The 23,636-nt window shown below is 71.5% G+C and carries 24 protein-coding genes and 1 pseudogene; 20 read left to right on the plus strand and 5 right to left on the minus strand.

From position 1 onward, the window contains the following. The 4 genes and pseudogenes from ABD256_RS42175 to ABD256_RS42190 all read right to left on the minus strand — a co-directional run. Positions 1–126 (minus strand): annotated as a pseudogene (locus ABD256_RS42175) (IS630 family transposase); the annotation flags it as partial. Between the two features lie 92 nt (positions 127–218). Beyond that, positions 219–1,172: an HAD family hydrolase gene (locus tag ABD256_RS42180; RefSeq protein WP_344431746.1), complete on the minus strand. Its 954-nt coding sequence runs from the start codon at positions 1,170–1,172 to the stop codon at positions 219–221. A gap of 109 nt (positions 1,173–1,281) precedes the next feature. Further along, the gene (locus ABD256_RS42185) at positions 1,282–2,370 is read right to left on the minus strand and encodes a DUF5667 domain-containing protein (RefSeq protein ID WP_344431702.1); all 1,089 of its coding nucleotides are present in this window, start codon (positions 2,368–2,370) and stop codon (positions 1,282–1,284) included. Between the two features lie 86 nt (positions 2,371–2,456). Next, the gene (locus ABD256_RS42190; protein WP_344431704.1) at positions 2,457–3,137 is read right to left on the minus strand and encodes a sigma-70 family RNA polymerase sigma factor; all 681 of its coding nucleotides are present in this window, start codon (positions 3,135–3,137) and stop codon (positions 2,457–2,459) included. Positions 3,138–3,534: 397 nt separating this feature from the next. Here ABD256_RS42190 and ABD256_RS42195 point away from each other — a divergent pair, with 397 nt between their 5' ends. The 19 genes from ABD256_RS42195 to ABD256_RS42285 all read left to right on the plus strand — a co-directional run bounded on the left by ABD256_RS42195 (position 3,535) and on the right by ABD256_RS42285 (position 21,606). Beyond that, positions 3,535–5,040 (plus strand): AMP-binding protein, encoded by a 1,506-nt coding sequence (locus ABD256_RS42195; RefSeq protein ID WP_425546614.1) that lies wholly within the window; start codon positions 3,535–3,537, stop codon positions 5,038–5,040. Positions 5,041–5,054: 14 nt separating this feature from the next. After that, the gene (locus ABD256_RS42200; RefSeq protein ID WP_344431708.1) at positions 5,055–5,297 is read left to right on the plus strand and encodes a glutaredoxin family protein; all 243 of its coding nucleotides are present in this window, start codon (positions 5,055–5,057) and stop codon (positions 5,295–5,297) included. Between the two features lie 154 nt (positions 5,298–5,451). Next, complete coding sequence (locus ABD256_RS42205) at positions 5,452–6,975, plus strand: molybdopterin-dependent oxidoreductase (protein ID WP_344431747.1); 1,524 nt, start codon at positions 5,452–5,454, stop codon at positions 6,973–6,975. A gap of 185 nt (positions 6,976–7,160) precedes the next feature. Further along, positions 7,161–7,787, plus strand: a complete 627-nt coding sequence (locus ABD256_RS42210) for a fasciclin domain-containing protein (RefSeq protein ID WP_425546615.1) — start codon at positions 7,161–7,163, stop codon at positions 7,785–7,787. A 262-nt stretch (positions 7,788–8,049) separates the two neighbouring features. Continuing rightward, on the plus strand, positions 8,050–8,907 hold the full coding sequence (locus ABD256_RS42215; RefSeq protein WP_344431711.1) for a redox-sensing transcriptional repressor Rex: 858 nt from the start codon (positions 8,050–8,052) through the stop codon (positions 8,905–8,907). Positions 8,908–8,935: 28 nt separating this feature from the next. Continuing rightward, positions 8,936–10,258: a glutamyl-tRNA reductase gene (locus tag ABD256_RS42220; protein ID WP_344431713.1), complete on the plus strand. Its 1,323-nt coding sequence runs from the start codon at positions 8,936–8,938 to the stop codon at positions 10,256–10,258. Further along, the gene (hemC, locus tag ABD256_RS42225) at positions 10,251–11,210 is read left to right on the plus strand and encodes a hydroxymethylbilane synthase (protein ID WP_344431715.1); all 960 of its coding nucleotides are present in this window, start codon (positions 10,251–10,253) and stop codon (positions 11,208–11,210) included. The genes ABD256_RS42220 and hemC overlap by 8 nt, the downstream gene beginning before the upstream one ends. A gap of 91 nt (positions 11,211–11,301) precedes the next feature. Beyond that, the gene (locus tag ABD256_RS42230; protein ID WP_344431717.1) at positions 11,302–12,834 is read left to right on the plus strand and encodes a bifunctional uroporphyrinogen-III C-methyltransferase/uroporphyrinogen-III synthase; all 1,533 of its coding nucleotides are present in this window, start codon (positions 11,302–11,304) and stop codon (positions 12,832–12,834) included. A 118-nt stretch (positions 12,835–12,952) separates the two neighbouring features. Next, positions 12,953–13,924, plus strand: coding sequence for a porphobilinogen synthase (hemB, locus tag ABD256_RS42235; RefSeq protein ID WP_344431719.1), 972 nt, complete (start codon positions 12,953–12,955; stop codon positions 13,922–13,924). A 9-nt stretch (positions 13,925–13,933) separates the two neighbouring features. After that, the gene (locus ABD256_RS42240; RefSeq protein ID WP_344431721.1) at positions 13,934–14,467 is read left to right on the plus strand and encodes a hypothetical protein; all 534 of its coding nucleotides are present in this window, start codon (positions 13,934–13,936) and stop codon (positions 14,465–14,467) included. Beyond that, positions 14,464–14,901 carry a hypothetical protein gene (locus tag ABD256_RS42245; RefSeq protein ID WP_344431723.1) on the plus strand — a complete coding sequence of 146 codons (438 nt, stop codon included), beginning with the start codon at positions 14,464–14,466 and terminating at the stop codon, positions 14,899–14,901. The genes ABD256_RS42240 and ABD256_RS42245 overlap by 4 nt, the downstream gene beginning before the upstream one ends. A gap of 13 nt (positions 14,902–14,914) precedes the next feature. Beyond that, on the plus strand, positions 14,915–15,289 hold the full coding sequence (locus tag ABD256_RS42250) for a hypothetical protein (protein ID WP_344431725.1): 375 nt from the start codon (positions 14,915–14,917) through the stop codon (positions 15,287–15,289). 69 nt (positions 15,290–15,358) lie between these two features. Continuing rightward, a complete protein-coding gene (locus ABD256_RS42255) occupies positions 15,359–16,669 on the plus strand; it encodes an efflux RND transporter periplasmic adaptor subunit (RefSeq protein ID WP_344431727.1) in 1,311 nt (436 codons plus the stop codon). Continuing rightward, the gene (locus ABD256_RS42260) at positions 16,666–17,358 is read left to right on the plus strand and encodes an ABC transporter ATP-binding protein (protein WP_344431729.1); all 693 of its coding nucleotides are present in this window, start codon (positions 16,666–16,668) and stop codon (positions 17,356–17,358) included. The genes ABD256_RS42255 and ABD256_RS42260 overlap by 4 nt, the downstream gene beginning before the upstream one ends. Further along, positions 17,355–18,557: an ABC transporter permease gene (locus tag ABD256_RS42265; RefSeq protein WP_344431731.1), complete on the plus strand. Its 1,203-nt coding sequence runs from the start codon at positions 17,355–17,357 to the stop codon at positions 18,555–18,557. Before ABD256_RS42260 ends, ABD256_RS42265 begins: the two co-directional genes overlap by 4 nt. 10 nt (positions 18,558–18,567) lie before the next feature. Continuing rightward, positions 18,568–19,074, plus strand: a complete 507-nt coding sequence (locus ABD256_RS42270) for a DUF5666 domain-containing protein (protein ID WP_344431733.1) — start codon at positions 18,568–18,570, stop codon at positions 19,072–19,074. 23 nt (positions 19,075–19,097) lie between these two features. After that, positions 19,098–20,402: a glutamate-1-semialdehyde 2,1-aminomutase gene (gene hemL, locus ABD256_RS42275; RefSeq protein WP_344431735.1), complete on the plus strand. Its 1,305-nt coding sequence runs from the start codon at positions 19,098–19,100 to the stop codon at positions 20,400–20,402. After that, positions 20,399–21,031 (plus strand): histidine phosphatase family protein, encoded by a 633-nt coding sequence (locus tag ABD256_RS42280; protein ID WP_344431737.1) that lies wholly within the window; start codon positions 20,399–20,401, stop codon positions 21,029–21,031. The genes hemL and ABD256_RS42280 overlap by 4 nt, the downstream gene beginning before the upstream one ends. After that, positions 21,028–21,606 (plus strand): TlpA disulfide reductase family protein, encoded by a 579-nt coding sequence (locus tag ABD256_RS42285; RefSeq protein ID WP_344431739.1) that lies wholly within the window; start codon positions 21,028–21,030, stop codon positions 21,604–21,606. The genes ABD256_RS42280 and ABD256_RS42285 overlap by 4 nt, the downstream gene beginning before the upstream one ends. Positions 21,607–21,612: 6 nt before the next feature. On the opposite strand, the gene ABD256_RS42290 is transcribed toward ABD256_RS42285, so the two are convergent. Next, positions 21,613–22,155, minus strand: coding sequence for a TetR/AcrR family transcriptional regulator C-terminal domain-containing protein (locus ABD256_RS42290; protein ID WP_344431741.1), 543 nt, complete (start codon positions 22,153–22,155; stop codon positions 21,613–21,615). A gap of 120 nt (positions 22,156–22,275) precedes the next feature. Between ABD256_RS42290 and ABD256_RS42295 the strand changes: the two genes are divergently transcribed. Further along, complete coding sequence (locus ABD256_RS42295; RefSeq protein WP_344431743.1) at positions 22,276–23,409, plus strand: FAD-dependent oxidoreductase; 1,134 nt, start codon at positions 22,276–22,278, stop codon at positions 23,407–23,409. Positions 23,410–23,636: the final 227 nt, after the last annotated feature.

A 23,636-nucleotide genomic window follows, 5' to 3' on the forward strand; every position in this document is an offset into this window, starting at 1 on the left:
TCCGTCCGCGACCGCCAGCACGATCCGAGCCCGCTCGACATGACTGGCCCGGATCGCCCGTGACCGTGTCCACGACTCCAAGATCGCCCGGTCCTCATCACTGACCATCAAACCCGACGAAGACATGCCCCATCATCGCAAACCCACAGCCGTAAACCAATTAACGACGCGCGACACTAGGGCCGCCGTGCACGCGGTCTGGCTGCCGCGCGGGACGTTCAGCGCCGCCGGTAGGCCATGCCCGCCGCGACCGCGCCGGCCACCGCGCCGGCGCCGAGCACGGACGGGACGCCGATGCGGGCTGCCTTGCGGCCGGTGCGGAAGTCCCTGATCTCCCAGCCACGTGCCCTGGCGACGTCGCGCAGGCCGCTGTCCGGGTTGACCGCGACGGCGGTGCCGACCGTGGACAGCATCGGCACGTCGTTCTGCGAGTCCGAGTACGCCGTGCAGCGCCGCAGGTTCAGCCCTTCGCGTGAAGCGAGCGCGCGCACCGCGTGCGCCTTGGCCCTGCCGTGCAGCAGATCGCCGACGAGCCGTCCGGTGTAGACCCCGTCGACCGACTCGGCGACGGTGCCCAGCGCGCCGGTCAGGCCGAGCCTGCGCGAAATGATCGCGGCGACCTCGATGGGGGTCGCCGTGACGAGCCACACGCGCTGTCCGGCGTCGAGGTGCATCTGCGCGAGCGCGCGCGTGCCGGACCAGATCTTGTCCGACATCAGCTCGTCGTAGATCTCCTCGCTGATCTCGTTCAGCTCCTTCACCGTGCGGCCGGCCACAAAGGACAGAGCCTGCTCCCGGTGCGAGCTGATGTCGTCCTTGTTCTCCTTGCCGCCGATCCGGAACTTCGCCTGCTGCCAGACGAACCCGGCGAGGTCCGCGGTGCTGAAGAACTTGCGCGCGGCGAGCCCGCGCGCGAGGTAGAACATCGACGCGCCCATCATCATGGTGTTGTCGACGTCGAAGAACGCCGCCGCCGTCAGATCCGGCGGCGCCGGCGGGGCGGTGGGCTCGCCGGTGTCCCGCCCGGCGGTGGCGACGGCCGTGACGGCGACCGGGACGGATTCCATCGCCACCGCGGCGTCGGCCGAGGCCTCACCGGCCAGCGCGGCGCGCCGCTCGAGTTCCTGTCCCTTGTCTCTGCCACGCCACGGTGACACGCACACCGCCTCCACGATCCGCTCCTGCGGCCCGGCGAACCGGGCGCCTGCCACCAGGGTAGCGAGCGGGTGCACCCGGCGTGCCCGCAGCCGTCCAAGACCCACTGGAGTGTGGGGAAACCCCCTATCCGATGCCGAGGCCCGGCAGTCCGGGGATGAGCGGGGGGATCGAAAGCAGCGGCGGCTTGGCCGGCGTGCTCGGCAGGCGGGGACCGGTCGGGGTCGGGATCGGCGGCGGGATCACCGGCGGCGCGCTCACGGCGCCGGGTGCGGTCGGCGACGGCGGCGTCGGTGCCGGGCTGTCGAGCTGGGAGAGGAACCGTTGCGTCGGCATCGGTACGGTGCCGTCCGAAAGGTCCTGCCGCGGTCCTGGCTCGGTGGCTGGCGGTGGCTCGCCCTGCGCGGTGCCCTGATTTCCCTGCGGCGGGTCGCACGGCCCGGTCGCGGGCACGGCGCCGAGGTCGTCCGATTCGCCGGCGGTGATGAGGTAGCACTGCAGCCGTGCCGCGAGCGCGCCGGCGCGGGCGTCGATCCGGCTCAAGAGCGCGACGGACGTCTCGTAACCCGCGCTCGCCGACGGCGGCAGATCCGCCTTCGCCGTTACGAGCCGGGTGGCCTGCTGCCTCGTCCAGCCCTGGAGCTCCGTGAGCTGCACGCCGCCGTCTTCGACGCCGAGCACGCTCAACCGCGCCGCGCCGTTGGCGGCGTCGGTGGTGAAGTCGGCCAGCACGCGGCGGTACCCGGATTCGGCGGCGCCCTTGCCGTGCAGCGCGGCCAGCTCGTCCAGCCGCGTTCCGGCGAACTCGAGGTACTTCGCGGCCTTGCCCTGCTCGTCGAACGTCAAGCCGAGCGATGCCGACTCGCCGGCGCGCTTGACGTCGTACAGGGTGTCGCCGGGCAGCGCGTCCTTCGACAGCAGCATGCCGAGCGCGCCGACGATGAGCACCGCCGCGGCGGCAGCCACGAGAACCCCGGCGAGCACCTGCGGCCGCCGCGGCTGGTCCTGCTCGCCGGCGGGCGCGAGACGTTCGATGATGCCGCTGTGGATGCGGTGACGGGTGGCCTGGTCAAGCGTCCCGAGGTCGCCGAGCCCGCGCAACGCCCCGACGACGGCGAGCTCGTCGTCCTCGGTGCTGGGCGCGCCACCATCGACAGCGCGGGCGAAGTCCTCATCCTCCGCCCGGCTCCGCGGGGGCCACCCCGGAACGTTCACACCGCTCAGCTCCGTCTCCACGGCCGTACGCCGTCAGTCAACGGTGGCAACGAGTGGCGGCGGCTCGCGGTTACGCCGCGTCCCCCTCAGCGCAGGCCGGTGGGCAGAAGTTGCGCCAGACGGCGGACGGCGCGGTGCTGCAGCGCCTTGATGGCACCGTCGTTGCGGTTCATGATCCGCGCCGTTTCGGCGACGGACAGTCCCTGGATGAACCTGAGCACGATGCATTCGCGCTGGTCGTCGCCGAGATCGGAGATGCAGCGCAGCAGTTCGGCCCTGGTCGCGCTGGAGATCGCCTGCTGCTCGGGGCCCGCGGCGGGCGTAGCGGTGCCGAACGGCGCGGTGCCGGAGTCGCTGACCTCGTCGGTGACCACCTCGAGCCGGAACCGGCTGGACTTCACGTGGTCGAGCACGAGGTTCCTGGCGATCGTGATGAACCAGGCGCCGACGTCGCGGCCCTGGTAGCTGACCGAGGTGATCCGCCGCAGCGCGCGGAGGAAGGTCTCGCTGGTGACGTCCTCGGCGAGGTCGCGGTCGCCGACCCGGAACAGGACGTAGCGGAACACCACGTCGACGTAGCGGTCATACAGCCTGCCGAAGGCGGCGTTGTCGCCCCCTTGCGCGGCGTGGACCAGTTCCCAGCCTTCGTTCACCGACTCCGCCTGCTCCGCGGGCGTTTCACCCGCGGTTTTCGCCGCGGGCCGGTGGAGGGAGTGCCCGGCACGCACAATGGCAGGACCACGACTCGTGGCGACGTGCAGGCTCATCGTGTCGGACCTCCTTCAGCCCCGATGCCCCCGGCGACCACTGGCTACTCCGGAGCCGGGAACCCGGCGACCGCCTCGTGAGCGGCTGCCGAAGCCCTGGACGCGGCTCCGCCTCCATACCCCCTCGTGATCAACACCACGTGGGGACGAGGAGCAGCATACGGGTTGTTACCCGAAAGTAGGTAGTGCTGTACCGGTTGCGAAAGTGCGACGGCCGCGCGGGCTCCCCGTGACGGGGGATGACACGGGTTCGCTCTTGCGGCCTGCTCACGACCGGGGCGGTACCGCACGGCCGACCGGCCGTGCCGAGGTCCGGGGCCGGAAAACCGCCGTCGCCGCGAGGCGCGCCGGGATGCCAGACTGGAGCCGATCATCCGGTCGCGGCGAGAGGTGGACTGTGAGCGCGGAGCCCGGCAATGTGGCGGATCTGCTGGCGGAGGCGGCGCGCGTGCGGCCAAGCGGCACCGCGCTGATCGACACCGCACTGGCCGGCACCGAGGCCAAGGACACCTACACGTGGGCCGAGTTCGACGCCGCGGTCAACGGCCAGGCGCGCCGGTTCGCGGAGGCGGGCTTGCGGCAGGGCGACCGGGCGGCGGTGCAGCTGCCGACGTCCGCCGCCTTCGCTGTGACATTCTTCGCGGTCGTCCGCGCGGGCGGGATCGCCGTGCCGGTTTCGCCGCAAGCGCCCGCGCCGGAGATCGAAACGGTCCTCTCGCACAGCGGCGCGACTCTCCTGATCACCGCGGGGGAGGGGCTCGGGGACGTCCAGAAGCTCGAACCCGGTTTCGATGCAGGTGAATCGGTACCGGCGGTCGGCGCGGGCGAGGACATCGCGGTCCTGTCCTACACCTCGGGCACCACCGGCCCGCCGCGCGGCGTGATGCTGTCGCACCGCGCGCTGCTGGCGAACGTGAGCCAGCTCCGGCAGGTCCGCCCGCCCACCCTGGAAAGCGGCGACCGCGCGCTGCTGGCGATCCCGCTCTTCCACGTCTACGGGCTCGGGCCGGGTCTCCTGCTGGCCACGGCGACGGGTGCCACGGTGGTGCTCGCGCCGAGGTTCGACGCGCGGCAGACCCTCGGGCACTGCGCCGAGCACCGGATCACCGCGCTCCCCGGGGTGCCCGCGATGTACGCCGAGTTCGCGGCACTGCCGCCCGACGAGCTGGGCGAAGGACTGTCGACCGTCGGCAAGCTGACCTCCGGCGCCGCGCCGCTGCACCCGAAGGTGCTCGCCGCGATCCGGCAGGCGACCGGCGTCGGCGTCTACGAGGGCTACGGCCTCACCGAGACGGCGCCGGTGGTGACGTCGACGCTGGTCACCGGCTATCCGAAGCCGGGGTCCGTCGGCCGCCCGCTGCCCGGTGTGGAGCTGCGGCTCGTCGAACCGGACGGGGACAGCGAGCCGGTGCTGCTCGATCCGGACGAGCTGGACGACACGTTCGAAGAGGAGGTCGGCGGCACCGGGCTGGTCGCGGTCCGGGGCGCGAACCTGTTCTCCGGGTACTGGCCGGACGGCGCGCACGGCCCCGACGGGGAGGGCTGGTTCCGCACCGGCGACGTCGGCTACCTCGACGTGGACGGCGACCTCCACCTCGTGGACCGCGCCAACGACCTGATCATCGTGAACGGGTTCAACGTCTACCCGCACGAGGTCGAAACCGCCGTCGGGGAACTGCCGGAGGTAGCCGAAGCCGCGGTCGTCGGCGTGCTCGACGAGCGCAGCGGGGAGGCGGTGAAGGCGGTCGTGGTGCCGGTCGACGGCGCGTCCCTGTCCGAGCAGCAGGTGGTGGACCACTGCGCCACCCGGCTCGCCGGGTACAAGGTGCCGCGCACGGTCGAGTTCGTCACCGAGCTGCCGCATTCGCCGACGGGCAAGCTCCGCCGCGTCCGCCTGCGGTGAGGCAGGATGATTCCATGTCGCACCAGGTGACCGTGATGACCAGGCAGGGCTGTTCGGCGTGCGTCACGGCCGAACAGGACGTCGAACGGATCTGCGCCGAACTCGGGGTCGAGTGGGGTGTCGCGGACGTCGACAGCGATCCGGAATGGCGCGCCGAGTACGGCGACCGGGTGCCGGTGATCCTGGTCGACGGTGACGAACACGGGTACTGGAAGGTCGAAGAGGACCGGCTCCGCCGCGTCTTAAGGGATTCGTAAGGCCGAATGGGCCAATCGAACTCCCGGCCCGCTCCGAAGATGGGAGTAGAGGCCCCTTCTCCGCGTACCGGGGGCCGCCCGTGAATCGTGAGAGGCCGCCGTGAGCACCCAGGTCACCGACCAGCCCAGCACCGCCGCATCGACGAGCCCGCGCATCGGGAAGTGGTGGGCCGCGCTGATCGGGGTCGTGGCGCTGGCCGCGGCACTGGGCGCGGGCCAGCTCGTCGCCGGGTTCGTGGGCACCACCGCGTCGCCGTTCCTCGCGGTCGCCAACTTCGTCATCGACCACAGCCCGCAGTCGATCGTCAAATGGGCCGAGAAGACCTTGGAGACCTGGGACAAACCGGTCCTCAAGCTGGGGCTCGGTGTCCTGCTCGTGGTGTTCGCGATGGTGGCGGGGCTCGTTTCGCGGCGCAAACCGCGGCCGGGCCAGCTCGTCGTCGGGCTCCTCGGCGTCGCCGGGATCGCCGCGGTGTACCTGCGGCAGGACCTCGGGCCGATCGCGCTCCTCGCGCCGGTGGCGACCCTGCTGGTGGGCATCGGGGCGTTCACCTGGCTGCACTCGGTCGCGCTGCGGACGCCGTCGGTCGCCGCCGGCGCCGAAGACGGCACGACGCGCCGCCGGTTCCTGGTGACCACCGGCGGGGTCGCCGCCGGTGCCGGTGTCGCCGCACTCGCCGGCCAGTTCATCGGGTCGGCGAACGACGCGGAGAGCTCGCGCGCCATGGTCGGGAAGCTCACCCCGGCCACGGCGGCGCCGCCGATCCCGGCGGACGCCGACTTCGCCAAGCTCGGCACGCCGCCGTTCCTCACCCCGAACAAGGACTTCTACCGCATCGACACCGCGCTGGTGATCCCGCAGGTGCGCACCGAGGACTGGAGCCTGCGCATTCACGGAATGGTCGACCGGGAAGTCACCTTCGACTACAACGAAATCCGGAATCGCCCGCTCGTCGAGCAGACGGTGACCATGACCTGCGTTTCCAACGAGGTCGGCGGGCCCTACATTTCGACCGCGAACTTCGTCGGCGTGTGGCTGCGGGACCTGCTGAACGAAGCGGGGGTGCGGCAGGGCTCGCAACAGCTCTTCGCGACCAGTTCCGACGGCTGGACCTGCGGCAGCCCGGTCGAGGCCGCACTGGATCCGAAGCGCGGCGCGATGCTCGCGATCGGCATGAACGGCGAGCCGCTGCCGCTCGAACACGGCTTCCCGGCGCGCATCGTGGTCCCTGGCCTCTACGGGTACGTCTCCGGCACGAAATGGGTCGCCGAACTCGAGCTGACCACCTGGGCGGCGCGCCGCGGCTACTGGCTCGACCGCGGCTGGGGCGAGCAGGGCCCGATCAAGACGATGTCCAGGATCGACTCGCCGCAGGGGTTCCAGAGCCTGCCCGCGGGGCGGATCACCGTTTCGGGCATCGCATGGGCGCAGCCGACCGGGATCGACAAGGTCGAGGTGCGGCTCGACGACGGGCCGTGGCGGGCCGCCGAACTGTCCACTGTGGTCAACGACAGCACCTGGCGGATGTGGCACCTGCAAGCGGACGCGCCCAAGGGCAGTCACACCGTGGTGGTGCGCGCGACGGACAAACTCGGCTACACGCAGACGGAACAGCGCGCGGGCACCGTGCCGGACGGGGCCACCGGCTGGCACACCGTCGTCTTCGACACCCAGTGACGGCGAAAAGATTCTCAATTAACTCGAACGAGTGGCAATCCAACTCCCGGCCGGGGCCGAATGCCTGATGACAACAAAGTCGTCACTGGTGTCCGGCCCCTTCCGGACGTGAATGGAGTTGATTTCCCGTGAGTAATCTGCGTCGCGTCGCCGGGCTCGGTATCGCCGCCGCGGCCGCCCTTTCGATGGCGGCCTGCAGCAGCGGCTCCGACAGCGGGTCGGGCAGCGGCAACAACAGCAGCAGCGCCCCCGCGCCCAGCTCGCCGATGTCGTCCAGCTCCGCCGCCGCGCCCGCGGGCAACGGGATGACGACGAAGGCGGACGTGTTCGGCCCCGCGTGTTCGAAGGTCCCCGCCACCGGCCCCGGTTCGGTGGACGGCATGGTGTCCGACCCGGTCGCCACCGCCGCGAGCAACAACCCGCTGCTGACCAAGCTGGTCGCCGCGGTCAAGGCCACCAACCTGGTCGACCCGCTGAACAGCGCTCAGGAGCTCACCGTGTTCGCGCCCGCGGACGACCCGGCCTTCAAGGAGCTGGGCGACGCGAAGTTCACCGAGCTGGCGGGCAAGCCCGCCGACCTGGCCAAGATCCTGAAGTACCACGTCGTGCCGAAGCGCTACGACGCCAAGGGCCTCGAGTCGGCGGGCACGGTCCCGACGCTGGACGGCGCCGAGGGCGGCGACCTGAAGATCGCGGGCTCCGGCGAGAACATGACCGTGAACGGCGCCCCGGTGCTGTGCGGCAACGTGCCCGTCAAGAACGCGACCGTGTTCGTGATCGGCAAGGTCCTGATGCCCGGCACCAACAAGTAACCGGAACCAGCCGGTCGGAAGCGCCCGGGGCGGCCCGTACCGCTCCGGGCGCTTCGGCGTGCGGCAGCCGGGAATGTGCCGCTGGTCATGCTCGCGACCAGTGACTTTGTGCCTGCGTTCACAAATGGCTACCGTATTGCCGGTACCCCGTGCGGCCCGGGCATCGAACCGGAGACGGCCCGCGAGGTCAAGGGTCAGTTTCGGGCGACCTGCGTTCGCCCCTGCCGAACCGATGCTCGTGATGCGGTGAAGGAGAGCCAGCGTGGTGGCACAGCGAGGCCGGCGAAACGGCGCCGACGCCGCGCACAAGCGCACGCGGGCCGCGGTCAAACCCCTCGCCACGCCGGACGCGGACAACGCGCCCACCGCTGAGATGCCCGCCGTTCCCGCAGGTGAGGGCGAGGTCGTCCGGGCGAAGGCCATTCCGGAAGCCGCCGTCGCGCGGCTCGCGGTCTACCTGCGGGTGCTGTCCGCGATGCAGGAGCAGGGCGGCACCACGGTCGCCAGCGAAGAGCTTTCGGCCGCCGCCGGGGTCAACTCGGCGAAGCTGCGGAAGGACCTTTCGTACCTCGGCTCGTACGGCACGCGCGGGGTCGGCTACGACGTCGCGGTGCTCGTCGGGCAGATCGAGCGGACGCTCGGGCTCACCCGCAAGCACAAGGTGGCCGTGGTCGGAATCGGTAACCTCGGCCACGCGCTGGCCAACTACGGCGGGTTCCCCGGCCGGGGGTTCCCCGTCGACGCGCTGTTCGACGTCGACCCCGACCTGATCGGGGTGCCGGTCGGCGGCCTGCCGGTGTCCCATCTCGACGACATCCCCAGGGTGTGCGCCGAGCGGGAGATCTCGATCGGGGTCATCGCGACCCCGCCGACGGCCGCGCAGTCGGTGTGCGACCGGCTGGTCGCCGGTGGTGTCCAGTGCATCCTGAACTTCGCGCCGGTGGTGCTGCAGGTGCCGGAGCACATCGAGGTGCGGAAGGTGGACCTCGCGGTCGAACTGCAGATCCTGTCCTTCCATGTGGCGCGGCGCGCGGACGAGAAGCTGAACGGGTCCGGGCCGGGGGAGAATGGTGCCGGGACCGACGGGCGCCGGCTCGGCAACGGAATGGTGGTGCGGTGAGCACGGAGACGACGAGGGGGTCCGCACGATGAGCGTGCTGGCTGTGGGACTTTCGCATCGCACTGCGGATCTGACGACACTCGAGCGGGTCGCGATACCGGCCGCCGAGGTGGGGAAGGCGCTGCACGAACTGCAGCAGGCGGAGCACGTGAACGAGGTCATGCTCGTCTCCACGTGCAACCGCATCGAGGTCTACGCGGTGGTCGAGGCCTTCCACGGTGGCCTCGCCGATATTTCGGCCGTGCTCGCCCGCCAGGCCGGGGTCGAGCCGGCCGCGTTGTACGACAGCATGTACGTGCACTACGCCGGTGCGGCCGTCGAGCACCTGTACTCGGTCGCGTCCGGGCTGGACTCGATGGTCGTCGGCGAGACGCAGATCCTCGGCCAGGTCCGCGCCGCCTACGCCACCGCGCGCGAAGCGGGCACCGTCGGGCGCACGCTGCACGAGCTGATCCAGTCCACGCTGCGGGTCGGCAAGCGGGTGCACAGCGAGACCGGCCTCGACGCGCTCGGCGCGTCGGTCGTGTCGCAGGCGCTCGTCGCGGCCGGTGACGTCTCGGGCAAGCGCGCCCTGATCGTGGGCGCGGGCTCGATGGGCGCGCTGACCGCGTCGCAGCTGCGCAAGGCCGAGATCGGGTCGATCGTGGTGGCCAACCGCACCTACGCGAACGCCGAGCGCCTCGCCGCGTCGGTCACCGAACAGGGCGTGCCCGCGACGGCGGTCCCGATGGCGGACCTGGCGGCCGCGGTCACCGGCGCCGACGTGGTGCTGTGCTGTACCGGTGCAAGTGCATCGGTACTGAACGCCGACCAGGTGCTGCCGAGGGCGGGCCGCCCGCTGGTGATCTGCGATCTCGGCCTCCCGCGTGACGTGGACCCCGGCGTGACCGCGGTCGACGGCGTCACCCTGGTCGACCTGGAGACCGTCCGCCGCCGGATGGACGAGACTGGGGGCGTCAGCACCGCGAAGCAGACCGCGCGCGCGACCGGGATCGTGCTCGACGAGGTCAGGGCCTACCTGGCCGGTCAGCGCAGCGCCGAGGTCACCCCGACGGTCACCGCGCTGCGCAAGCGCGCCGCCGAGGTCGTCGACGCGGAGCTCCTGCGGCTGGACAACCGGCTCCCCGAGCTGGACGGCGCGGTGCGCGAGGAGTTCGGCAGGACGGTGCACCGCGTGGTGGACAAGCTGCTGCACGCGCCGACGGTGCGGGTGAAGCAGCTCGCGGCCGAGAACTCGGGGACCACCGATTACGCGGACGCGTTGCGGGAACTGTTCGGACTGGACCCGCAGGCGCCCGCCGCGGTCGCGAGCCCGAAGGCGAACAAGGCAGACGGTGAAAAGCATGTCTAGGACCATCAGGATCGGCACGCGGGCCAGCAAGCTCGCGCTCGCGCAGACCGGCACGATCGCGGCCGCGCTCGAGCAGGCCGGGGCGACCGTCGAGATCGTCGAGGTGAGCACCCCCGGCGACCGCTCGTCCGCGCCGATCGCCCAGATCGGCGTCGGCGTGTTCACCTCGGCGCTGCGCGAGGCGCTCGCCGCGAAGACGATCGACGTCGCCGTGCACTCGTACAAGGACCTGCCGACCGCGCCGGAGCCCGGCCTCGTCATCGCCGCGGTGCCGCCGAGGGCGGACCCGCGCGACGCGCTGGTCGCCAGGGACGGGCTGACGCTCGGCGAGCTGCCGCCCGGTTCGCGGATCGGCACCGGTTCGCCGCGCCGCATGGCGCAGCTGCGCGCGCTGGGCCTCGGGTTCGAGGTCGTCGCGATCAGGGGCAACATCGACACCAGGATGCGCAAGGTCACCGACGGCGAGTTCGACGCGGTCGTGCTGGCGAAGGCGGGCCTCGACCGGATCGGCCGCGCGGACGCGATCACCGAGACGATCGACCCGATCCAGATGCTGCCCGCCCCGGCGCAGGGCGCGCTCGCGGTGGAATGCCGCGTGGACGACTTCGACGTCGAGCACCTGCTCCGCTCGACCGTGGACGACGAGACGACCAGGCTCGCGGTCACCGCGGAGCGCGCGCTGCTGGCGACACTCGAAGTGGGCTGCAGCGCGCCGGTGGGCGCGCTCGCGGACGTGGTGGAAGACCTCGACACCGCCGGCGCGGTGATCGAACGCATCTCGCTGCGCGGCACGGCCGCCGCCGGGTTCGACGGTGATCCCGGCGAGTCCGTCGAGATGTTGCGCGCTTCGGGCGTCGCGGAGAAGGACCAGGCCGAAAAGCTCGGCCGCGAGGTCGCGGCGGAGCTGCTCGACCTCGGCGCCGGCGTCCTGTCCGGCCCCGACGCACGGTGAACTGACGAAGAAAGACCTGCTGAACCGCATCGAAGGCAGCGGTGGAGAAGGCCGAGTGAAGCGGCCGATTGATGAGGAGAAACGAGAAACGATGACCCCCGCTCGAAAGACCACTGGGCGCGTCGCCTTCGTGGGCTCGGGTCCTGGCGACGCCGGTCTCCTGACCGTCCGTGCCCAGGAGCTGCTCGCCAAGGCCGAGGTCGTGGTGACCGATCCCGACGTGCCCGCCGGCGTGCTGGCCTTCGCCAACGCGGAGGCCGAAGTGCGCCCCGCCGTCGGTGAGCCAGGCGACGTCGCGAAGGACCTGACCACGGAGGCCAAGGCGGGCAGGCTCGTGCTGCGCCTGGTCGCCGGTGACCCGCTGACCCAGCACGCCGTCGTCGCCGAGGTGCAGGCGGTTTCGCGCACCAGCGCGGTGTTCGACGTCATCCCCGGTGTCTCGCCCGGTGCCGCGGTGCCCGCCTACGCGGGTGTCGCGCTCGGCGGCACGCACACCGAGGTCGACGTCCGTGGTGACGTCGACTGGGCAGGCCTTGCCGCGACGCCGGGCACGATCGTGCTGCACGCCACGTCGAGCCACCTCGCCGAGGCCGCGTCGGCACTGGGCGAGCACGGCCTCGCCCCGCAGACCCCGGTCGCGGTGACCTCGAACGGCACCATCAACACCCAGCGCACGGTGGACTCCACGCTGGCTTCGCTCGCGCAGGACGCGGGCGAGCTGGTCGGGCCGCTGGTGGTGACCGTCGGTGCCGCCGCCGGTCAGCGCTCGAAGCTGTCCTGGTGGGAGTCGCGCGCGCTGTACGGCTGGAAGGTGCTGGTGCCGCGCACCAAGGAGCAGGCAGGCGAGATGGCCGAGCGCCTGCGCGGGCACGGCGCGACCTCGCACGAGGTGCCGACGATCTCGGTCGAGCCGCCCCGCAGCCCGGCGCAGATGGAGCGCTCGGTGAAGGGCCTCGTCGACGGCCGCTACCAGTGGATCGTGTTCACCTCGACGAACGCGGTGCGCGCGGTGTGGGAGAAGTTCGAGGAGTTCGGCCTCGACGCGCGCGCCTTCTCCGGCGTGAAGATCGCCTGTGTCGGCGAGTCGACCGCGGCGAAGGTGCGCTCGTTCGGCATCATCCCGGAGCTGGTGCCCTCGGGTGAGCAGTCGAGCGAGGGCCTGCTCGCGGACTTCCCGCCGTACGACGACGTGCTCGACCCGGTGGACCGGGTGCTCCTGCCGCGTGCCGACATCGCCACCGAGACGCTCTCCGCCGGCCTGCGCGACCGCGGCTGGGAGATCGACGACGTCACGGCCTACCGGACCGTGCGCGCCGCGCCGCCGCCAGCGGAGACCCGCGAGATGATCAAGACCGGCGGGTTCGACGCGGTGTGCTTCACCTCGTCGTCGACCGTGCGGAACCTGGTCGGCATCGCGGGCAAGCCGCACACCCGCACGCTCGTCGCGTGCATCGGGCCGAAGACCGCGGAGACCGCCGTGGAGTTCGGCCTGCGGGTGGACGTCCAGCCGGAGAAGGCGGACGTGCCGCACCTGGTGGACGCGCTCGCCGAGCACGCCGCGAGGCTGCGGGCCGAAGGCGCGTTGCCGCCGCCGCGGAAGGCGAAGCGCGCGCGGCGTTCCTGACGCCGCTCGAGAACTGAACAGCGCTCAAGAAGAGACCCCCTCACTGCCAGTGAGGGGGTCTCTTCCTTGTCGGGAAGGGCTCGCGAGCCCTTCCCGAGGGGCGGCGTAGCGTGGATGTGTGTTTCCTGAGCATCGTCCCCGCCGCCTCCGCACGACGCCCGCCATGCGACGCCTGGTCAGCGAGACCACGCTGCGCCCGCGCCAGCTGATCCTGCCGATGTTCGTGGCCGAGGGCGCCGACGCGCCCCGCCCGATCTCGAGCATGCCCGGCGTCGTCCAGCACACCCGTGACACGCTGCGCAAGGCCGCGGTCGAAGCGGTCGAGGCCGGGGTCGGTGGCCTGATGATCTTCGGCGTGCCCGCCGTGCGGGACGCGCGGGGAAGCGGCGCGGTCGACGAGAACGGCATCCTGAACGTCGCGTTGCGCGATCTCAGGGCCGAACTCGGCGACGACACCGTGCTGATGGCGGACACCTGCCTCGACGAGTTCACCGACCACGGCCACTGCGGCGTGCTCGGCGAGGACGGCGGTGTCGACAACGACGCCACCCTCGCGATCTACGCCGAAATGGGAGTCGCGCAGGCCGAAGCGGGCGCGCACCTGCTCGGCCCCAGCGGCATGATGGACGGCCAGGTCGGCGTGATCCGCCGGGCGCTCGACGACGCCGGGCTCATCGACACCGGCATCCTCGCCTACTCCGCGAAGTACGCCAGCGCGTTCTACGGCCCGTTCCGCGAGGCCGTCGATTCGCAGCTCAAGGGCGACCGCAAGGCCTACCAGCAGGATCCGGGCAACGCCCGCGAGGCGCTGCGGGAGATCGAGCTGGACGTCGCCGAGGGCGCGGACGCGATCATGATCAAGCCCGCACTGTCCTATTTGGACGTCCTGCGCGCGGCGGCGGAAGCGTCCCCGGTGCCGGTCGCGGCCTACAACATCTCCGGCGAGTACGCGATGGTCGAGGCCGCCGCGGCGAATGGCTGGCTCGATCGCGAGCGCACCGTGCTGGAGGTGCTCACCTCGATCCGCAGGGCGGGCGCCGACATGGTCCTCACCTACTGGGCGGCGGAGGCGGCCGCCTGGCTCGACTAGGGTCTGGTCATGACCGAAACGGATGACGAGCGGCGCAGCAAGGGCCTGCCGCCCGCCCCCAGGTTCAGCGGCGACGACGTCGCCCCCGTCACCCCGCCGAAGCTGGTGGCGGTGTCGTTCTGGCTGTGGATCGTGGCCGGGGTGGTGCTCATCGGCGGTCAGGTCTACTCGATCAGCGTCAAGCAGCAGATCATCGACGAGCTGATCAAGGCGAACGCCGAGGTCAAGCTCAAGCCGGACCAGAAGCCCATCGCGCCGGACATGATCGCGTCGGGCACCAGCACCCTGCTCTGGGTCCTGCTCGTCGGCTCGGTCGTGTTCGCCATGCTGATCGGGCTCTTCGCGTACAAGATGCGCGAGGGCACGCGCTCGGCGCGCACGGTGCTGACCGTGCTGACGGTGATCACCGTGGCGTTCCAGCTGGTGATCTTCTACAACCTGTTCTCGATCGCCGCCGCGGTGCTGATCGTGGTCGCGATCTCGCTCATCCACCTGCCGAGCGTGGCGGGCTACTTCCCCAAGGTGGGCCGGAAGCTGCCGTGACCGCGGAGGAAACGCGCTACCAGGAGAACGGGGTTTCGTGGTGGGCCCTGATGTGGAGCGTGGTGTTCGCCGCACTCGGCTACGTCGCCGAGCTGACCACCGGCGGAGCGGTGCACACGGTGGCCTGGATCGTGGTGGCGGCGGGGCTGATGGTGATCACGGTGCCGTGGGTCTACGCGCGGCGGCGCTTCCTGTCGGTCCGCGTGACCGGTACGACGCTGTGGCAGGGCCGCGAGAGCCTGGAACTCGCCCGCGTCGCCGAGGTGGACGACGTCGGCGCGCCCGCGGGCGCGCGGGTGCTCGGCGGCGGCTGGACGGTGCCCCGCAAGTACGAGGAGGTCCCGCTGAAACTGGACGACGACACCGTGGTCCTGGCGTGGGCGCGCGACCCCGACGGCCTCCGGTCCGCACTGCGACGGCCGGACGCGACATGAGAAGCTGTTCGGCGTGACAGAACTCGCCGGTGCCGTCGAATGGCAGTCGCCGCCACGGGAGCGCGGGCGGCTGCACCGGCCGCGCCGCGCGATCATCGCGGGCGTGGAAGTGGTCCTCGCCGCGGCCGCGGTGTGGTTCGCCTTCGTGTGCTGGCCGAAGGGCGTGCACACGGTCTCGATGACGCTGAACGACGGCACGGTCCTCACCTCGACGCGCTATGTCGGAAGCTGGATGGCTGCCGCCATCGGGCTCGGCACGCTCGCGGCGTTGCTGCTGCTGGAGGCCGCGCGGGAAACACTGCTCGCCGTTCGCGCGCCGCACCGCTCCCGCCGCAAGCCGGGCAAGGACGAAACGCTCGAAGAAACGTACGGTCCCGGCCACGCCTGAGCGGTATTCACAAGGGATACACAGCTGGCTCCCAGGTGACTGATATCTGGGCCGACGAATCTTACCGCCATGTCGAAACGTCGTGCCTGGCTTGTCAACGGCGTGCTGGTCGTCCTCATCGGCGCCGCCGGTTTCGGGATATATCAGGCTTTTTCCCCCTCGCGGGGCACCGCGCAACCGCAGAGCCGATCGGCTCCGGTGGTGCGGGGCGAGGTCGCGGAAACGGTTTCCGCCGCGGGCACCGTCGCCAGCGGCTATTCCGCGAACGTCACTTTCCCCGGCTCGGGGAAAGTCACCTCGATCCCCGTTTCGGTTGGTGACAAAGTAACCGCGGGCGAACGGCTGGCGACGATCGACAGCGCGCAGGCGTCGAAACAGCTCGAAGTCGCGAAAGACGGTCTCGCGGTCGCGAAGGAGAACCTGGCGAACGCGGGCACGGCGGCGGCCGCCACGGCACCCACCAAAGCGCCCACCACGGCGCTCATCAAAACGGGGAACTCCCCGCAAAGCGCGCAGCAGGCCGAAAGCACGACTTCGCTGCGGGCCAAGGTGGATCAGGCGGAACTGGACGTGGACACCGCGCGGGCCGCACTGGACGCGACCGTGCTGACCGCGCCGGGCGCGGGCACGGTGACCGCGGTCAACGGCGCGGTCGGGCAGCAGGCGGGCAGCGGGGGCTCGTCGGGCGGTACCCAGCCGGGTGCGGCCTCGGGCGGCCAGTCGAGTGGCAGCCAGTCGAGTGGCGGCCAAGCGGGCGGCGCCCAGCAGGGCGGCACGCAGGCGGGCAGCCAGCAGGGTTCGGCCACCCAGTCCGCGAGCGGCAGCGGGTTCATCGTGCTGACCGATCTCGACCACCTCGTCGTCGACACCGCCGTCGCCGAAATCGACGCGAGCAAGGTGAAAGCGGGTCAGCGGGCCCAGGTGACGATCAACGCGATGCCGGACACCCCGGTGCGGGCGAACGTCGCCTCGGTCGCGCTGACCCCGTCGACGAGCGGCAGCACCGTTTCCTACGACACCAAGCTGACCCTCACCGGCGCACCGGCGGGACTGCGGCCGGGCCAGTCGGCGAGCGTGGTGATCACCGTCGCCGAGGCGGTGGACGCGCTGACCGTGCCGTCGGCCGCGGTCCAGACCACGGGGACGACGAGCACGGTCGTGGTGGCGGAGAACGGGCAGAACGTGCCGACCCCGGTCCGGATCGGCATCCGCGGCGAGTCGACGGTGCAGATCACCTCGGGCCTGACCGAGGGGCAGCGGGTGGTCGTCACCGGCGCGCAGCAGGCCACCGGCGCCGGTGGTGCGCGCGGCGGCGGGCAGGGCGGCTTCCCCGGAACCGGCTCCGGTGGCGGGCCGAGGCAAGCGGGCGGTGGACGGTGAAGCCGGTCATCGAGGTCGCCGCGCTGCGCAAGACCTACGGCTCCGGTGACACCGCCGTGCACGCGCTGCGCGGTGTCGATCTCACGGTGTTCCCCGGCGAGTACGTGGCGATCATGGGCGCGTCGGGTTCGGGGAAGTCCACGCTGCTGAACATGCTCGGCTGCCTCGACACCCCGACCGCCGGAAAGTACACAGTGGACGGTTTCGCGGTCGGCGAGCTGACCGAACGCCAGCTTTCGCTGCTGCGGAACAGGAAGATCGGGTTCATCTTCCAGTCCTTCAACCTGGTGCCGCGCACCAGTGCACTGTCCAATGTGGAATTGCCGTTGACCTACGCCGGGATGAAACGCGGCGTGCGGCGGGCGAGGGCGCTGGCGGCGCTGGACCTCGTCGGACTGTCCGACCGCGCGAAGCACCTGCCCAGCGAGCTTTCCGGCGGTCAGCAGCAGCGCGTCGCGGTCGCACGCGCACTCGTGACCGCGCCCGCGATGCTGCTCGCCGACGAGCCGACCGGCAACCTCGACCGCGCCAGCACCGCGGAGGTGCTCACCGTGTTCGCCGAACTGCACCGGCTCGGCCGCACGATCGTGGTCATCACGCACGAGGACGAGGTCGCCGCGCACGCCGATCGCGTGGTGCGCATCGACGACGGCCGGATCGTCGCGGATCAGCGGGCGGTGGCCGGGTGACCGCGTTCGAGGTGCTCCGGTTCGCGCTGCGGGGGCTCACCGCCAACAAGCTCCGGTCGTCGCTGACCACGCTCGGCATCACCATCGGCGTCGCCGCGGTGATCCTGCTGGTCGCGGTCGGCAACGGGGCGTCGGCCTCGGTCGCGGCGAGCATCCAGGACCTCGGCACGAACGTGCTGACGGTCTCGCCGCAGCGCGGCGGCGGGCAGGGCACCCCGGTGCGCCCGCTCACCACGCAGGACGCGAAGGCGCTCGTCGACCCGGTCGGCGCGCCGGACGTGAAGGCGGCTTCGCCGGTGGTGAGCACGTCGGCGACCGCGACCTCTGGCCGGACCGGCTACGACCTGTCGTCGGTCACCGGGACCGACCCGGCGTACTTCACCACCACCAACCGGGCGCTGGCGCAAGGTGCCGCGTTCACCGCGGCGGACCTGGCCTCGGCCAGCAAGGTGGTGGTGCTCGGCACTACGGCCGCGCAGGGGATCTTCGGCACCGAGCAGGCCGTCGGCAGGAAGGTGCTCCTGAACAGCATCCAGTTCACCGTGACCGGGGTGCTCCGGACACGGGGTGCCGCTGGCGGGCAGAACGCGGACGACGTGGCGATCGCGCCGCTGACCGCCGTGCAGAACTCGCTGACCGGCTACGGCGGCGTGAACCAGATCGTCGTGCGGGCGGCGAGCGCGGACGCGGTACCGGTGGCGCAGACCGAGATCACCGCGATCCTGGACGCGCGGCACGGGGTGCGCGCGGGCCAGAACGCCGGGTTCACCATCGGGAACTCCGAGCAGCTCCTGCAGGCGCGCACCGAGACCACGCGGACGTTCACCGTGCTGCTCGCCGCCGTCGCCGCGATCTCGCTGCTGGTCGGCGGGATCGGCGTCACCAACATCATGCTGGTCACGGTGACCGAGCGGATCTCCGAGATCGGCATCCGCAAGGCGATCGGCGCGCCGCGGTCGGCGATCCTCGGCCAGTTCCTCGCCGAGGCGACGATGCTGAGCCTGTTCGGCGGGCTGCTCGGGGTGCTGATCGGGGTGGTCGGCAGCCGGTTCACGATCGCCGGGATCACGCCGGTGCTCTCGGTGCCCTCGATCGTGCTCGCGTTCGGGGTGTCGGCCGTGATCGGCCTGTTCTTCGGCAGTTTCCCGGCGAACCGCGCCGCGTCGCTGCGTCCGATCGACGCGCTGCGTCATGAGTGAGGAGCTTGCGGTGTCCGAAGAAGTCACGGCCGAAGTCACCAAGGAGATGTTGCTGACCACGCCGGTCGGTGATGAGGATCTCGCCGCCGAGATGAAGCGGGCGGGCACGCCCGTCGGCAAGCCGACCCTGGTGCTGGTGGCGGCGCTGCTGATCGCGGTGTCCTTCGGCGCCGGGGCGTGGACGCACGCCGCGACGTCGGGCCAGTCACCGGCGCGGACCCAGCAGGCGGGTGGCCAACCGCAGGGCGGGCTAGGGCGCCAGGGCGCTGGCCGCGGTGGCACCGTTGGCACCGTTGGCACTGTCGCGCGGATCGACGGCGGCACCGTTTACGTGAAAACCCTGCAGGGAAACGAGGTCGTGGTGTCCACAACGGACTCGACGAAGGTGGGCCTGAGCAAGCCGGGCGCGCTCGCGGACCTGGCGCCCGGCTCTTCGGTCACCGTTCAAGGGACGCCGGGCGCCGACGGGAAGGTGGCCGCGCAGTCGATCACCCAGCAGCCCGCACGGGGCAACTGACCGGGGTTTGCGAGACTGGGCGGGTGAGCCAAGGAGTCGAGCAGTCCAAGTCATGGTTCTCGCGCGCCACGGCGGCCACGCCCGGCGGGGTGAACTCGCCGGTGCGCGCGTTCAACTCGGTCGGCGGCACCCCGCGCTTCATGGTCCGCGGCGAGGGCCCGCACCTGTGGGACGCCGACGGCAACCGCTACGTGGACCTGGTGTCCTCGTGGGGCCCGATGATCCTCGGCCACGCGCACCCCGCGGTCGTTTCCGCCGCGCGCGAGGCGGCGTCCTCCGGGCTCTCGTTCGGCACGCCGACCACCGGTGAGGTCGAGCTCGCCGAGGAGATCATCGCGCGCGTCGAGCCCGTCGAGCGGGTGCGGCTGGTCAACTCCGGCACCGAGGCGACGATGAGCGCCATCCGGCTCGCGCGCGGGTTCACCGAGCGCTCGAAGATCATCAAGTTCGCCGGCTGCTACCACGGCCACGTCGACGCGCTGCTCGCCCAGGCGGGATCCGGCGTCGCGACCCTCGGCCTGCCGACCTCGCCAGGGGTCACCGGCGCGCAGGCCGCGGACACCATCGTGCTGCCGTACAACGACATCGACGCCGTCCGTCAGTCCTTTGCGGACAATCCGGGGGAGATCGCCGCGATCATCACCGAGGCCGCCGCGGGCAACATGGGCGCGGTCGCCCCGGACGAGGGCTTCAACCAGGCGCTGCTCGACCTCGCCCACGAGCACGGCGCGCTGCTCGTCATGGACGAGGTGATGACCGGGTTCCGCGTCTCGCGCGCGGGCTGGTTCGGCCTCGAGCGGGTGCGCGGCGACCTCTACACCTTCGGCAAGGTGATGTCGGGCGGGCTGCCCGCCGCCGCCTTCGGCGGCCGCGCCGACGTGATGGCCCGGCTCGCGCCGGGCGGGCCCGTCTACCAGGCGGGCACGCTGTCGGGGAACCCCGTCGCCGTCGCCTCCGGGCTGGCCACGCTGCGCGCGGCGGACGAGGACGTGTACCGCGCGCTCGACGCGAACTCGCAGCGGCTCGGCGCGCTGTTCACCGACGCGCTGACCGAGGCCGGCGTCGCCCACACCGTGGCCTACGCGGGCAACCTGGTGAGCGTGTTCTTCCGCGAGGAGCCGGTGCGGAACTACCACGACGCCTCCAACGCCGAGACCTGGCGCTTCCCGCCGTTCTTCCACGCGCTGCTCGAACGGGGCGTCTACCCGCCGCCGAGCGCGTTCGAAGCGTGGTTCGTGAACGCCGCGATGGACGACGCCGCGTTCGAAGTCATCGAGGCCGCGCTGCCGCATGCCGCACGGGCCGCCGCCGAAGCGGTGGCGTCGTGACCAGCGGCACCGTCGTCCACCTGCTGCGGCACGGTGAGGTGCACAACCCGGAGAAGATCCTGTACGGCCGCCTCCCCGGGTACCGGCTGTCCGAACGCGGCCAGCGGCAGGCGCTGACCGTCGCCGAGGCGCTCGCCGGGCACGACGTCGCGCACGTCGTGGCGTCGCCGCTGCGGCGCGCGCAGGAAACCGCGGCCCCGATCGCGGGCGCGCACCGCATCGACATCGCGACCGACGACCGGCTCATCGAAGCCGGGAACCTGTTCGAGGGCGAGCGGGTCGCCGTCGGCGATGGCGCGCTGCGGGAGCCGAAGCACTGGCCCAAGCTGCGCAACCCGTTCAAGCCGTCGTGGGGTGAGCCGTACGTCGAGATCGCGCACCGCATGCTCGGGGCCGTCTACCGGGCGCGCGCGGCGGCGGAAGGGCACGAGGCGCTGTGCGTTTCGCACCAGCTGCCGATCTGGACCCTGCGCCGGTTCCTGGAGGCGAAGCGGCTGTGGCACGACCCCCGTCAGCGCCAGTGCTCGCTCGCGTCGCTGACCAGCCTGGTGTTTTCCGGCGAGGAACTCGTCCGGATCGTCTACAGCGAACCGGCAGGGGCGACCGACCCGAAGGTCACCGGCGCATGAAAAGGCTGCTGGCGCTGGCCGTCGGCGCGGCGCTGCTGGTCACCGGCTGTGCCGCGGACAAGGACGCGAAGCCGGGCGGCGACACGTTCAACTTCGTTTCGCCGCAGGGCAAGCTCGACAACTTCTACGACATCGGTAGCCGGCAGCCGATCCCGAAGCTGTCCGGCGAGGACCTGATGAACCCCGGCAAGCAGCTCTCGGTCACGGACTACGCGGGCAAGGTCGTGGTGCTCAACCTGTGGGGCCAGTGGTGCGCGCCATGCCGCCGCGAATCCCCGGAGATCGAGAAGGCCCACCAGCAGACGAAGGCGGCCGGGGTGCAGGTGCTCGGGCTCGACGTCCGCGACCCGGACCGTGCCGCGCCGCAGGACTTCATGCGGGACCGCGGCCTGACCTACCCGTCGATCTACGACCCGCCGGGCCGGTCGCTGGTGCAGCTCACCGGGTACCCGCGCAACGTCATCCCGTCGACGATCGTGGTCGACAAGAAACAGCGCGTCGCCGCCGTCCTGCTGCGCGATCTGCTCGCGAGCGACCTGGTCCCGATCGTGCAGCGGATCGCCGCCGAGCCGTAGGCGGCCTCAGCCGTCGTACTGCGTCCGCACGCCCTTGACGAGCAGTCCGACGCCGAAGTGGAAGGCGCGGTCGCGGTCGGCGCGGGAGAACGTGTCGAGTTTCCGTGCCTGCTCTTCGATCGTGTAGCCGTTGACGTAACTGGTCAGCGTGTCGACGATCGCTTCGACCTCGTGCTCGGGGGCACCGAGGGAGCGCACGAGCGCCATCGGCCGCTCGATGAACGCCATCGCCTGCGGGCCGGGCTTGCTCATCGTCGCGATCACGCGTGCGCCGTCGGTGTGTGCCAGCATCGCCTCGCGCTGGGCGACGGCGACGGCGCGGATCCGGTCGCTCCAGCCGGTGCCGGGGAGCGGCCTGGTCGCCATGTCCTCGCAGATCAGCTCCGCGATCGCGTCGAGCAGCGCCTGCTTGCTGGGGTAGTGCCAGTAGAGCGCGCCCACGTGGACCTCCAGCCTGGTCGCGAGCTTGCGGGTGCTCAGTGCGTCGAGCCCGGTCTCGTCGAGCAGTTCGACCGCGGCGGCCAGCACCGCGGCCTTGTTCAGCGCCATGCGCACATCACACCACGCCCGCCAGGCCCGCGGCCCGCCTCGCACCTCGCTTGCCGAATTGAACACTGCTCAGGTAACTTGAGCAGTGTTCAATTGAACAGTGCTCAAGGGGGAGAAGCCATGAAGGTGATCATCATCGGGGCCGGGCTCGGCGGCCTCTGCCTGGCGCAGGGCCTGCGCGCGGCGGGCATCGAAGCCACCGTCCACGAGCGGGATCCCGATATCACCGCGCGGTTCCAGGGCTACCGGATCGGGCTGGGCGAGCGCGGCGACTCCGCGCTGCGGGCCTGCCTGCCGCAGGCGCTCCACCCGGTGCTCGACGCCGTCAAAGGCGACCTCGCCGGTGAGCGGGTCCGGCTGAACCACCGGCTGGAGCGGGTCAGCACCGACCCGCCCGCGCTGGCGGTGGCGATCGACCGGCACGTCCTCCGGCACCTGCTGCTCTCCGGCATCGGCGCGCACGTGCGGTTCGGCAAGGCGTTCACCGGGTACGACCAGCTTCCCGGGGGCGGCGTGCGTGCGCGTTTCGCGGACGGATCGTCGGTCGACGGGGATCTGCTCGTCGGCGCCGACGGGATCAACTCGGCGGTTCGCGCGCAGCTCAGCCCGTCGACGCCGGTCGAGGACAGCGGCGTGCGGGCCCTCATCGGGCGGACGCCGCTGACCGAGCGGTTCGCCGCGCTCGTGCCGGGCTTCGGCACCGGTGTCTCGGACGGCGAAGTCGCCATGATGCTCGGCCTGATGCGGTTCCGCGTGCTGCCGAGCGTGCTGAACGAGCTGGCGCCCGAGCTGGGCCTTCCCGGCGTCGGGCACTACCTGCGCTGGGTGATCATGCTCGCGCCGGGCCACCCGTTGCTGGCGCGCCCGGACCTTTCGATGCGGGAGATCGCGCTGGAGCTGACCCGCGGCTGGCACGCCGACGTGCGCGCGGTCATCGAAGGCGCCGATCGCGACAACAGCGTGCTGCTCTCGATCCGCACCGTTTCGCCCGCGGAACGCTGGCCGCCGGGGCCGGTGACACTGCTCGGCGACGCGATCCACGCGACCTCGCCGAGCGGCGGCAACGGCGCGAACACCGCGCTCCACGACGCCGACCTGCTGCGACGCAAGCTCATCGACGTGCGGGACGGCCGCGTTCCGCCGGCAGGCGCGGTCGACGCCTACGAGACGGAGATGGTCTCCTACGGAGCCGAAGCCGTGGCGCACAGCCTGCGCGAGCTGGACCGGTTCCGGACGCCCGCGACGGCGCGCTGAACACCCCGAGCGCCCGCGACGGATGCCCCGAAGATCGCCGTCCCGCGGTGATTTCGGCGAGGCCAAGTGCGACGGCCCGGGTTCCGGCGAGCGCGCGCGTTCCGGGGAAAGGCGGTTTCCGGGAGCCTCCGAAGGATGCTCCTATAGAGGCCGAGGTGAGGTCCGCTGCGCATGCCCTGAAGGTGCCCTTCGGGGAATCTGACGCCGCGAAGGTGACCTTCAGGGCA

The sequence above is a fragment of the Amycolatopsis minnesotensis genome (assembly GCF_039529815.1).
GTDB classification, from domain to species: domain Bacteria; phylum Actinomycetota; class Actinomycetes; order Mycobacteriales; family Pseudonocardiaceae; genus Amycolatopsis; species Amycolatopsis minnesotensis.